The 12,520-nt window shown below is 43.8% G+C and carries 10 protein-coding genes and 1 pseudogene; 4 read left to right on the top strand and 7 right to left on the bottom strand.

Translation table 11 applies throughout. The annotated features are described in order from the left end of the window. Positions 1–2 precede the first annotated feature (2 nt). The 4 genes from BS636_RS06100 to BS636_RS06085 all read right to left on the bottom strand — a co-directional run bounded on the left by BS636_RS06100 (position 3) and on the right by BS636_RS06085 (position 5,313). A complete protein-coding gene (locus BS636_RS06100) occupies positions 3–1,058 on the bottom strand; it encodes an ABC transporter substrate-binding protein (protein WP_099337983.1) in 1,056 nt (351 codons plus the stop codon). 26 nt (positions 1,059–1,084) lie between these two features. Further along, entirely contained in the window at positions 1,085–2,575 is a 1,491-nt protein-coding gene (locus BS636_RS06095) for an OprO/OprP family phosphate-selective porin (protein WP_228206935.1), read from the bottom strand. A gap of 88 nt (positions 2,576–2,663) precedes the next feature. Further along, positions 2,664–4,172 (bottom strand): amidohydrolase family protein, encoded by a 1,509-nt coding sequence (locus BS636_RS06090; protein WP_099337981.1) that lies wholly within the window; start codon positions 4,170–4,172, stop codon positions 2,664–2,666. 292 nt (positions 4,173–4,464) lie between these two features. Next, positions 4,465–5,313 (bottom strand): SDR family NAD(P)-dependent oxidoreductase, encoded by an 849-nt coding sequence (locus tag BS636_RS06085; RefSeq protein WP_099337980.1) that lies wholly within the window; start codon positions 5,311–5,313, stop codon positions 4,465–4,467. A gap of 220 nt (positions 5,314–5,533) precedes the next feature. On the opposite strand from BS636_RS06085, the gene BS636_RS06080 reads away from it, so the two are divergent. The 3 genes from BS636_RS06080 to phoR all read left to right on the top strand — a co-directional run bounded on the left by BS636_RS06080 (position 5,534) and on the right by phoR (position 8,506). After that, positions 5,534–6,211, top strand: coding sequence for a TetR/AcrR family transcriptional regulator (locus BS636_RS06080; protein WP_099337979.1), 678 nt, complete (start codon positions 5,534–5,536; stop codon positions 6,209–6,211). A gap of 201 nt (positions 6,212–6,412) precedes the next feature. Beyond that, positions 6,413–7,123, top strand: coding sequence for a phosphate regulon transcriptional regulator PhoB (gene phoB / locus BS636_RS06075; protein ID WP_099337978.1), 711 nt, complete (start codon positions 6,413–6,415; stop codon positions 7,121–7,123). A gap of 24 nt (positions 7,124–7,147) precedes the next feature. Continuing rightward, entirely contained in the window at positions 7,148–8,506 is a 1,359-nt protein-coding gene (gene phoR, locus BS636_RS06070) for a phosphate regulon sensor histidine kinase PhoR (protein ID WP_099337977.1), read from the top strand. Positions 8,507–8,564: 58 nt separating this feature from the next. On the opposite strand, the gene BS636_RS06065 is transcribed toward phoR, so the two are convergent. The 3 genes and pseudogenes from BS636_RS06065 to BS636_RS06055 all read right to left on the bottom strand — a co-directional run bounded on the left by BS636_RS06065 (position 8,565) and on the right by BS636_RS06055 (position 10,709). Then, positions 8,565–9,212, bottom strand: a complete 648-nt coding sequence (locus BS636_RS06065; protein ID WP_099337976.1) for a glutathione S-transferase — start codon at positions 9,210–9,212, stop codon at positions 8,565–8,567. A 121-nt stretch (positions 9,213–9,333) separates the two neighbouring features. Further along, a pseudogene (locus BS636_RS06060) lies at positions 9,334–9,732 on the bottom strand (OsmC family protein). A 29-nt stretch (positions 9,733–9,761) separates the two neighbouring features. Then, entirely contained in the window at positions 9,762–10,709 is a 948-nt protein-coding gene (locus BS636_RS06055) for a pirin family protein (protein ID WP_099339612.1), read from the bottom strand. 489 nt (positions 10,710–11,198) lie between these two features. On the opposite strand from BS636_RS06055, the gene BS636_RS06050 reads away from it, so the two are divergent. Further along, positions 11,199–12,503 (top strand): GGDEF domain-containing protein, encoded by a 1,305-nt coding sequence (locus BS636_RS06050; RefSeq protein ID WP_099337975.1) that lies wholly within the window; start codon positions 11,199–11,201, stop codon positions 12,501–12,503. Positions 12,504–12,520 lie beyond the last annotated feature (17 nt).

Raw genomic sequence — 12,520 nt, 5'->3', positions numbered from 1 at the left:
CCTTACTTCGGCCTGCTATTGGCATTTAAAGGCTGCCAATAGTTTTCAAGTTTCAATTCTTTCAGTGCATTGTTGAGATATTTCGGCTCGTACCATGTCTTCACGTCTACATCACGGCGAATTAAACGTGCTTCTTTGGAAATTTTGACTGCATCGATGTACTGGGAAACATGGAATTCATCAATTAATGGATTCAAGCGTTTTTTCAGATCCCAGCCATCCCAATCTTTTTTATAGTCAATGTAGGGAATGCCACTTTGTGCCCAAAGCTTGTATTGTTCATTCCGGTTGGCTTCCTGCGTGCTCCAATGCGCTTGCTTAATCAATGTAGTAACCACACGTTGCACAATCTCTGGATATTGTTTTTCAAAGGCTTCGGTTACCCAGAATGCTGAAAGTGCCGATACTTTTGGATCTTTAGAGGTAAGTAAACGTTTTGCTACGCCACGTGCTTCTAAACTCCATGGGGTTACAATGGTGCCGTCAATATCACCTGTAGCAATTGCGGTACGTGATGAATAGGTATCCTGATTAATCACACGGAAATCTTTTTCATTCAGATTTTGACTTCTAAATAAGCGCGTCAGTACCAACTGACCATTAGTCCCTTTAAAGTTAGAAATTTTCTTGCCTTTTAAATCTGCCAAAGATTTCGCAGATGAATCTGTAGGAACAACAAAGTAAACAGGACCTAAGCGTGCTGAACCAAATAGTAATTTGGTCTTTAAGCCCGACGCACGGCCTACGATAGATGGCAAATCGCCTTGAGTTGCAAAATCAATTTTGCCATTGGCCAATGCTTCATTGGTTGCAGGGCCAGCGCCCGGGAAGAATAACCAGGTGACTTTTATGCCGTCTTTTTTGAATTCCTGCTCTAATACACCACGGGCATGGGCAGAAGCAATAAAACCACCTCCAATTTTTGGACGACCACCTTCACCTGCTGATGACACTGAAATACGAATTTCTTTTGGTGTGGCTGCCACAACATTGAAGCTTAATCCCAGTGCTGAGAGCGCCAGTAGACTTGCAGTAATTTTTTTAGAGAGATTTTTCATTGTTCAATATGTCCTAAGTTCAAAAATTAGAAGGTGTATTGGAATTGACCGACAACTTCATTGAAGTCTTTCTGAGTCGCAGTTTCATGTTTGTATTGGGTGTTGTTCAGTGCCAACTGGAATTTCGTTGTCTGTGCAAAGAAGAAATTCAAACCCAGTGAATGTTTGGTGTATTCGCCAAAACCATTCCCTATAACATTGACCACGTCTTGATCTTTGTTCGGGTTATAGTTGTCGTAGCGGTAATAGCCTTGGATCGACTTCGGCCAGAAGTCATCGAATTTTGCATTCGATTTAATACTGTTATAGAACTGGTCTCCCAGGGTGTAGAACGCGGTAAAAGTGTGGCCTTCCGCAGTGGTATCGACTAATTGATTTGTCGCAGTTGCCTGTTCAGCTTTGGCCTGAATATATTCATAAGTCACGCCAAATGGCGCGTGGTTGTAGTAGATATCGAAGCCTAAAATATCGCGCTTGCCGTGATCGCTAAGCAGGACTCCAGTATTTTTGACATTATTCTTACCTTTGAGACAAGACACACCGAATTTCAGCTCACGGAAAACGCTTGCATAGTCCACTGGCAAGGTATAGGCCAAACGTGCCAAATAATCTTTGCCTTCATTGTCATCCGTTTTATTGATGCCATTGCCATTGGTCACGCCAAGTGCATATTCAAATAAAGGTGCACGGTAATTCGCGCCGTAATCGACATATGGTTTAACATCACCGCGCACGATTAAACCGTTTTGACGTGCAGTTAAACCCAGCTGTACCGGCGCAATAGCTTGAGTAATCGTCGGGCGTAAATCTTCAGGAGACTGTGCTTCCAAACCAAAAGGAATAAGTTGCTGACCCAAAGTCACATTTAAACGAGGTTCTTCCAAACCTGAATTTGTAGAGAAAAAGTTGTAGCGTAGAAAAGCATCCTGCAAGTTAAAATTACTGTTATTACCCGCAGTTCCTGTCTGTTTTGAATAGCTAAAAGACAACTGATAATCCAGATTTTTTCCTTCGTTGTAATCACGGAATAAATTACCGCGTACACCCATCAGTGCTGTTGGAATATCAAAAGTTGATTTACGCTCACCTACCGGTGCTGGGTTACCAGTTGTGGTACCCTCATCCTGATAGGATGCACGAACCTGTACGGTTCCATATAAGGTGGTATCACGTGCAGATTTTACCGTTTGCCGTTCATACTGACGTGAATGGTCATATTTGAAGTTCTCGATATCTGCCTTTAAACCATCAATGTCATCTGGTGTCACTTCACGTGTAACCAGTTCAGTTTCCTCTCCCTCCTCCTCAAGGTCTGTATGTGTCGTTTCACTTTCGTCACTCGAAGACAATGTGGCATTATGTTTTTGTTCCAACTGCACGAAACGTTTCTGCAATACATCAATCTGTGATTTCAGCTGCTTTAATTCAGCCTGTGTCGTGTCATCGGCATAAGCACCCAGGGAGATCCCCTGAATAATCAATGCCACTGATACAGCCAATAAATGTTGTTTACCCACAAAAAATTTCCCAAATATCAAAAATTAAAATAAAAAATCCTAAGGTCCGCCTACTTTGGTAAGCGGACGCATCTCAAAATATTGAGGATTAAGCTGCGCTAGATTTATTCAGTTTGGCTTCGACTTGAGTGCCTTTGAAGAAATTAGGATTATTCGCGGTATAGAACTGATACGGATTGGTGAAGACCAATGCCTTAAAGTCTTCAGCGGTAATCGCACCTTCTTGCACCAGGTCCCATGTTTCTGCCAGTGGCTCAGTCAATTCAGGTACATCCCAGTGGCCTGAATCGGATGAATACAGTGCATTAATTTTCTTACCGAACGGATTGCCCTTCGGATTCAATGCCCCCACGATCGTGCGATCGTCTGCTTCATTGCCGAAGTAGAAATTTGGTACCCAGCGATCCCAGATATTTTGTTTGTTTTGAATTTTTGCCAGAGCAAAATCATTCACTTCTTCAGGTTTTTGTGTCTGGAAGCGTGAAGTCGATGCCACACCAAACAAGCTTTCAATAATTTCTTGCTCATTCAGTTCACGACCTTGATACAGTGTATGTCCATACTGGCGATACAACTCGACAGCCAGCTCACGGTTCAGGCGTTCCGGGTTATATTGCTGCACATGCTCATTACCACGTTTTTCAAAACGATCGACCAAATGCGTTAATACGTTTTGCCCCCAAGCTGCACCCGCCTCGAGTAGCGCAATACGCAGTTGTGGAATACGCTCAGTCACACCACCAAAGAACAAGGCTTTAGCCAATGCTTCAGAGGCATCTGCAAAGTGGTTAATGTGGTTAAACATGTAATTTGTTGGTGAATTACGTGCCACCCAGCTTTGGCTACCTGAGTGTGTCGACAGATTGATGCCCAGCTCCACACTCTTCTGCCAGAACGGATCATAGTCATATTCACTGTCGATGCCGAAGAAATCTAACCAATACGCATAACGGCGCAAATCGGTATCTTCAGGATAGCGATCTGCGATGGCTTTAATCGGACGGCGTACTGCACCTGGAATCAGTGCTGTTTTTAGTCCCAATTTTTGTGCAAATTCCAGTTCTTCAATACCCTCTTGTGGTGTATTCAGTGGAATTGCTGCAACAGGGGTTAAACGGTCCGCATAAGGCTTATAGACATCGGCATGAAAATGGTTAATGGCACGAGTCAAAGACAAACGCAGATCATCATTGGATGAGTTGATTGGGAACAAAGACAGGTTTGGATACAGCACTGCATAGTCTGTACCGAGTTCTTCTAAACGCTCATACAACAAACCTGGTAAGGCTACAGTTGCCAGGTCATAGGTATTTTCAGATGGCAACGCCCAGAATGGCGGACGGAACAGACGGCGGTCTTTACGCTCTTGTGGCGTTGCGTTATACCATTCTGCTGCCAAGGCATTCAGGCCATTACTTTTCAGATGGCTACGGAATACATCGACCACACGTGAACCACCGTATTGCGCAATATAGTCCTCAAGTGCAGGACTATAAGCATTGGTATGAATGTCAGTATCAATCACCGGGAAATCGAGCTGTGACCGAACCTGTGCAGCACGAGATTGGCGTGCTTTTAAATCTTTTAAAACTGTCATGGGGAGGACCTAGATTTTTATATTTTCGTCCTCCTTATATGGCAACAAGTGTGCCAAGTGTTTAAGTTAATGTTTTTATTAGTATTTATAAAAATATCCCGACAATTTATGTTGGTTTTTAACCGCTTTCAGTGTTGAAAATTCAACACTTGCTTATATCAATTCAGCTTTAATAACTATTTTATTTTCTATTTTTTAGATAAACAAAATCTGCTTTTACTCTTTTATTTCTTAAGTTCAGATATCAAAAAAGCCCGCATAAGCGGACTTTGATTTTATGAATTTTAATAATTTAAGCTGATTTTTTCGACTTATTGCCTAGCTTGGTCGCGAAAGCTGTGACTTTCTGATAACCGGTTGGCATCAGACGCTGAATTAAATCAATCGCTTTAGCATCATTTCCAATCAGCAAACGGCGTTTATCTTTCTGTACCGCTTCCAGAATCTGACGTGCCGCTTCTTCAGGTGGGCAACGTAGCAGCTTGTTAAAGTTCTGTGCCGATTTTTCAGGATGCATGCCTAAACTACGGATACTGTCATTCATTTTTGCGGCAATGGCGATATTGGTTCGGATTCCACCTGGGTGTACACATAGCGCGCTGACGCCACAATTTTCCATATCCAGTTCCTGGCGCAACGATTCGGTAAAACCTCGTACTGCAAATTTAGTCGCATTATAACCCGATTGAGTTGGTTGAGCCGTTAGGCCAAACAGGCTGGAGATATTGATGATATGACCATCTCTAGTTTTCTTGATCAGCGGCAGGAATTCTTTGGTGCCATACACCACGCCCCAGAAGTTGATGCCGACAATCCATTCCAGCTCGTCATAACTCGCGCCTTCTACAGTGGAACCTAAAGCTACACCCGCGTTATTGAAGATCATATTCACGCTGCCATGTTGCTGTTCCACTTCCGTCGCCCAGGTACGCATCTCTTCAAGATTCGCGACATTGACCTTTTTGGTGCTAACACGCACATTAGAATCTTTTAATAGCTCAACTGTTTTCGTCAATCCTTCTTCATTGACATCGCTTAATGCCAGATGACAGCCCTGTTTCGCCAATAGCACTGCCAATTGCTGACCAATACCAGAACCGGCACCAGTAATTGCAGCCACTTTATTATTAAAATTTTTCATAGGGTTCCCTTATCGATAAAACTGCCCGCCCGGACAGTATTTCTTGTTCTGTCGTGCTTCATGCAGCAATTCTCCTCAATATAGTTTTGACAATGATCATTGTCAATCATGATCACTTGTCTATTCGGGCCAATATAGATTGGTGATCAAGGACATAGGTCTAAAGGGAATTTATTGGTAAGATATTGAAAATTTCGGTGCTTATGAGCTTAATCATTCCATGACCAATTCGGTAATTCCTGAGAAAAAACAACAAAAAGTGATGACAAAGGAACGTCAGTTTAAAGGCCTGTCCATGGCTGAGCGTCAGCAGGCACGCCGGGAAAAGCTGATTGAAGCCGGTATTCAGGCCTATGGCACACATGGCTTTTTTTCTGTGACGGTAAAAGATATCTGTACGGAAGCCAAGCTGACCGAACGCTATTTCTATGAATCCTTTAAGAAAAGCGAGCACCTGTTTCAGACCATTTTCCTGAAACTGATCGATGAACTGCAGCAAAATGTCATGCAGGCGATGATGCGGGCCTCCTCCGATCCAAAAAAAATGATTGAATCCGGCCTGACTGCCCTGCTGACCACGCTGCGGGACAATCCGCGTATGGCCCGGATTATTTATATTGATGCCATGCTGGTTCAGGAACTACATAACCAGGCGACGATTCATGAAACCATGGGCCGTTTTGACCGCATGATTCAGGCTTTTGTGATGTTGATGATGCCGAATCTGAGCCGTTCTGAGCAGGAAATTTCCCTTGTCTCTACAGGCCTCAATGGCTATGTCACCCAGATTGCGATTCGCTGGGTCATGAGTGGTTTTAAACAGTCGATGGAAGAGGTCTTGTCCTCTTGCAGTATCGTGTTCCTGGCATTGTTCGAGACATTTTCTGAGAAAAATTAATTGATTTTAAATGCCTGAATGAGTGGTATTGCAGGAATTTAAACAAGATATTTGATTGAGAAGGAATTGAAGTTAATTGTCACAAATCTTTGCGAAAGTAAGGCAAGCTCCCTTTTTGCAATGATACTGTCATAATTAATCTTTGTAATAGGCTCGTCATAAATATAAAACGGTCCACCGTTGACTTATAGGAAATGCGCTGTGAAAGATGACTACATTTTAATCGTCGATGATGAGCTTCCAATTCGGGAAATGATCCATACTGCACTGGATATGGCAGGCTTTAATTGTTTAGAAGCAGAAGATGCCAAACAGGCGCATCAAATGATTGTGGATCAGCGTCCAGCGTTGATCTTGCTAGACTGGATGATGCCAGGGGGCGTCAGCGGTGTAGACTTATGCCGTCGTCTGAAACGTGATGAAACCTTATCAGAGATTCCAGTGATTATGCTCACTGCTCGTGGTGAAGAAGACCATAAAGTGCAAGGTTTAGATGCCGGTGCAGATGACTACATGACCAAGCCATTTTCCACGCGTGAACTGGTATCCCGGATCAAAGCTGTGCTGCGCCGTACCAATAGCCTGAATGGAGAAAAAAGCATTGATGCCAATGGCTTGTTACTCGATCCTTCAAGCCAGCGAGTCAGCTTTGGTGATACTATTCTAGATATGGGACCGACCGAATATCGTCTGCTGGCCTTCTTTATGACCCATCCAGAACGTGCCTATACCCGTGCTCAACTCCTGGATCAGGTCTGGGGTGGCAATGTCTATATTGAGGACCGGACCATTGACGTGCATATTCGTCGTTTGCGCAAAGTGCTAGAGCCTTATGGCGCCGACCGTTATGTACAGACTGTACGCGGCACTGGCTACCGTTTCTCAACCCGTGCCGATGTTGCGCTCGGCTAATTTAACCAAGGTAAATCCCGTTTTATGTATAAACCCTACCCTGTTCCTGAAATGGCCCGCGGACATAAGCTGCCAAGCTCGAATAGCTTGTGGGATTTTGCCAAGCAGGATTTACGCCTTCTGGCCGGTTTTCTGCTGATCGGCAGTCTGATTGGTTTCGGGATCGGGTATTTCTGGGTTTGTATCGTACTGGCTTTTGTGGCTTTCTTTGCCACGCAGATTCGTTCCCTGTATCTGGTCAATGACTGGATTTCCAATCGCCCTTATGATGTGCCACCCAAGATCAATGGCATCTGGGGAGCCTTGCTATTCAATGTTTATCAAGCCCAGCGTCAGGAACGTATTGTACAGGCGGAAATGGTCGAGCTGATTGATCGTGCCCAATCCTCTCTGGTCGCGCTACAGGAAGCGGTGGTCCTGATCGATGAGAATCAGCAGATTGAATGGTGGAATCCAGCAGCTGAACGTCTGCTCGGCATCAACCCGGAAGATAAAAGCCGTAATATTCTGACTTTATTGGATCAGCCGAATTTTATTGAATATTATCATCATATTGATAACGCGCCTGACGGTCTCAAGATGCAATCTTCAACCTATGAAGGCCATTATGTGCAGATCAAGATGACCCGTTTTGGCGGTGAGAGCCGTCTATTGGTCGCTTATGATGTGACCCGGATGCACAATCTGGAACAGATGCGTAAAGACTTTGTCGATAATATCTCGCATGAACTGCGTACGCCATTAACGGTACTCAGTGGCTATATCGAAACCTTTACCGATCAGGAAGATATTAGCCCGCGCTGGAAACGTGCTTTTGATCAGATGCAGTCCCAGACCCGTCGTATGAATGCTTTGGTCAATGACTTATTGCTGCTTTCTCGCTTGGAAAATGACCAGAATATTGCCAAAAATCAGATCATTGATATGCCCAATCTGATGAACCAGTTGTTTGATGATGCCCAAGCCTATAACGTGGACTATGGTCATACCCTAAATCTAGATATTGACAGCCACTGTGATCTGATTGGTTCCGATATGGAAATTGCCAGTGCCTTTAGTAACCTAATTACTAATGCAATTAAATACACCCCTAAAGGCGGTACGGTAACGATGGGCTGGCATGATGATGGGGAATCGGCTTACTTCGTGGTGGAAGATACAGGGATCGGGATTGATCCAAAACATCTGCCGCGTCTGACCGAACGTTTCTATCGAGTTGATTCTGACCGGAGTCGCCGCACTGGTGGTACAGGTCTTGGATTAGCAATCGTGAAGCATGTGCTCATGCAGCATCAGGCACAGCTAGAAATTGACTCTCGTGAAAATCAGGGTTCAACCTTTAAAGTCATTTTCCCGAAAGAACGCTTAAGTTTCCCGGACTAATTAAAACTGTATCCCAATAAAAAGGTGCCTCTTGGCACCTTTATTTTTTGGTTGCTTGTTAACTCAATACTTCTTCTTTGGACATCGCCCGGAAATACGCGGGACGATGAGATAACCGTTCCAGATAGGCCTCAATCGCCGGATAACGCTTTCCAGTGCGTGACTGAATGGCTTCTAATGGAAAGCTCATCTGAATATCGGCGAAACTAAAGCGACCCGCAAAATATTCATGCTCGCTCAGGTAATTTTCCAGATACTGAATATGGTCTTTGAGACGTGGCTGTACAAATTTACTTTTGACCCCGCTGGTAATCTGTCGTGCCAAAGGACGCAGCAAAAATGGCGTATGTTTTTCTACGGAATTCATCACCAGATGCATTACCAGTAGTGGCATCAGTGAGCCTTCAGCATAATGCATCCAGTAACGATATTGCTGCTTGGTGGTGGCATTCAGTGGCTGAAACTCCATTCCCACATCATAAGTTTCCTGCAGATATTGCAGAATCACTGCAGATTCTACCAGCACCTGATCACCATCAATCAGGATCGGCGCCTTGCCCAATGGATGAATCATCTTTAACTCTGAAGGCGCAGAAAAGTTAGGCAGCCGTCTATGGAATTTGATTTCATAATCTAGCCCCAATTCCTCCAATGCCCATAAAATGCGGAACGATCGGGACTGCTCAAGATGGTGTAGGATACGCATGTTAGGCTCTTTTGTTATTGTAGGTTTTTTGCCTTTTCAGCATAACAAAAACTGTCCAGCATCGGTAAATGCTTTATGAATTACATTACATTTCAACTACCTTTATTTACATAAGCGAAGTTCAAAGTAATGTGGTTTTGATCTCCAGACTACGTAGCAAAGTTTTAGTCACTGGTGTTTTTTGACAGATCTCCAGAACTTTTAGCTATAATGCTTCATCCAACGGACTTTGAAAACTTAAACGTCGTTCAATCCATTCTTGTCCTTCGCGATTGGTAAAGAAATCGGCTTCGACCTGAAACTCTCCCAGCTCCAGTTCTTTATGTTTGGCATACATACGCAAGGTAATCATGGTGCAGGAAATCAAGCCAGCTAACAGAAAATCATAAGGTGCCGGACCACTGTCCTGACCGCCAAAAGCTTCCGGTTTATCTGTCAGATATTGGTGTTTACCATGACTGATCTGTCCCTGCCACGGTGCTTCAAAACTATGTACACGGGCACTTGCAATAATGGCCATATCTTCCTCCTTATTTTGTTGTTATCTATTTATTTTGAAGGACGCATGTGATCCGGGAAAGCAGGTGCTTCAAGTCGTGGCCCCTCATAAGTAGGAATCGAGCCAAAACGTTCATGTTCTGCAATCCACTGCTCACGGGCAATTTTCAATTCTTCGGTCGTCCGACCAACAAAGTTCCACCACAGCAAAATCGGACTTTCAAAAGGTTCGCCACCCAGCAATAGCACCCGGCTTCTAGCATGAATCTCCACCTGTACCTGTTCCAGACCCGGTTCCAGAATCACCATATTGTCTTCGGTCAGTTCATGCCCGTTGATGCTGGCAGTCCCTTCCAGTGCCAGGAAACCATATTCAAATTGAGGATGAAGCGGTAATACCGCCTGGGTGCTCTCTGCTGCATACAAGTCGACTCCGAGCAATTCACTATGTACTTTCACTGGAGATTTTGCCTTGAGATATTCTCCAACCAGTACGGTGAACTCTATACCTTGATCTTCAACCACAGGTAATTCCGGATAATGATCAAAAGCTGGTGCCATATTGACCATATCATCTGGCAATGCGATCCAGAGCTGCGCAGCATGCATTTTGGTTTCAGTATCAGGTGCAACTTCAGAGTGGGAAATGCCATAACCGGCCGTCATCAGATTGACCTGACGCGGACGTAGCAGCTGTGCACTGCCCAGACTGTCATGATGCATCATGGTGCCTTCAATCATCCAGGTAAAAGTCTGCAGACCAATATGCGGATGCGGTCCCACATCCAGACCATCTCCCTGCGGGAAATGCGCCGGCCCCGCATGATCCAGAAAACACCATGCTCCGATCATACGTTTATGCCGACTTGGCAACGCACGCTTGATCACTGTCCCCTGACCAATTTCAGCACGGCGCAAAGGAAATTCCGCAATGAACTGATTAACATATTTTGTGCAGTCATCTGAATTAAAAAGTTCGACATCATTATTATTCGACATGGTCTGGCTCACTCGGCTGGATTTAAAGATCATAGCAATTCAGTTCGGTAAAAACAGCGCTGCTTTCAGGATTGTGCTTATCATGTCTGAGACAATCTTGAATGTGACTTAGCTGATCTGTGCTTGATCTGATTTCTTGTTTTCATGGGTGCTCAAGACTTCAAGCATACACTTAAATTTGGTGTCACGATTATGCAAAGACTACCCACATCATTTTTAGCATTTTTCATTTTAATAAGGTGCAGTTTAAACATACTGCAACAAACAATTGCCTCTTATTGTTTCACGTGAAACAGAATTTAATAATAATTTTATATATTAAAATCAAAAATTTAATTAAATACTACCTATCTTTTAGCGCTCTTTTGTTACATAGCAAATGTTTTGTTACTTTTTCCTTTACCACGCGTCGCAATCTACCCGATTGACCATAGATTCCTACGCCCGAAATTTGCTCATAATAGGTGCAATTTTTTAATGGATGGGAAAATGACCACTGCCGCTGGCAGGATGCAGGCAAATACGCAGGCTTCCTTGCAGAATTTCAATACCTATTCTTCGGAACAGTTACAACCTTCCGAGAATGACCTGAAAAACCGCCAGGTGCTAGAAAATGCACTTGCGGATCGGTACGCTCGTATTCCTGTCCAATTCCAGTCACATTTTTATGACTATCTGTATAAATATAATTATCATAATCTACGTCAGATCCATTTACTGGCATTGTTGGCGTTCTTACTGTATTTCTTTGCCGATATCTTTATTATCCCAGACCTGATGATGATTGCTGGGCTTACCCGAGTCACTTTGGTCTTGGCAGGATGGGTCGCTTGCGAACTGCTGTTTAAATACAGCCAGAACATTCGCATACTCGATCTGGCCTTACCGATAGGCACCATGATCTATGCAGGCGTGTGGATTCTGTTACTGCTTTCCTCTAGCAGCCCACATGTAGAGAACTATTTGTATGCTTCCGCTATTTTTATTCTGATTACTAATCTTTGCATCAAGGCTCAATTTAAAGCCGCGCTGTATTGTTCGATCCTGACTAGTTTACTGGTTCTGGTGGCGATGACGCAGCTAATGACTTTATCAGAAGCTTTTATCTTTACCGTCGTATTTAGCCCTGTGCTGCTGTTTAGCCTGTATTTTAACTGGAATAATATTCTGCATACCCGCCGTGCCTTTATCCGGACATTACTGGATGAGTGGAATTATCACATGGTGCGTAATCTGGCCCATACTGATGAGTTGACCCAGCTGTATAATCGCCGGCATTTCGTTAATCTGGCAGAAAACTGCATTCATGACTGGCCAAGATACTCAAGTACCTGCCTGTTGATGTTTGATGTGGACCATTTCAAACAGATTAATGACAACTACGGTCATGATGTTGGTGATCGAGTGCTACAGTTGATTGCTGATACTGCACGTAAGGAAATGCGGCATAGTGATGTGCTGGCGCGCTTTGGTGGTGAGGAATTTATTATCTTGCTGTCCGAGACACAATTGCAGGATGCTTTGGTGATTGCCGAGCGTATCCGCAATTCGATTCAGCAGCAGCATCTGTATGCTCAACCCGAGCTTGCACTGAAATTTACGGTTTCGATTGGTATTGCTGAACTGGAATCACATACCCAGGATCTGGATGACCTAATTAAAAAAGCCGATGTGGCTCTTTATGCAGCCAAGAAATATGGACGAAATCGGATTGAGGTTTATAGACCTGATATGAGTTTACCTTTAAATCCTGATTTAAATAACTTTTATTCTGAAAAATATATCAAGCTATAAAAAAATAACAGAAAAAT

It is taken from the genome of Acinetobacter sp. LoGeW2-3 (assembly GCF_002688565.1).
Classification (GTDB): Bacteria; Pseudomonadota; Gammaproteobacteria; order Pseudomonadales; family Moraxellaceae; genus Acinetobacter.
This window is presented reverse-complemented; position numbering and strand designations above follow the sequence as displayed.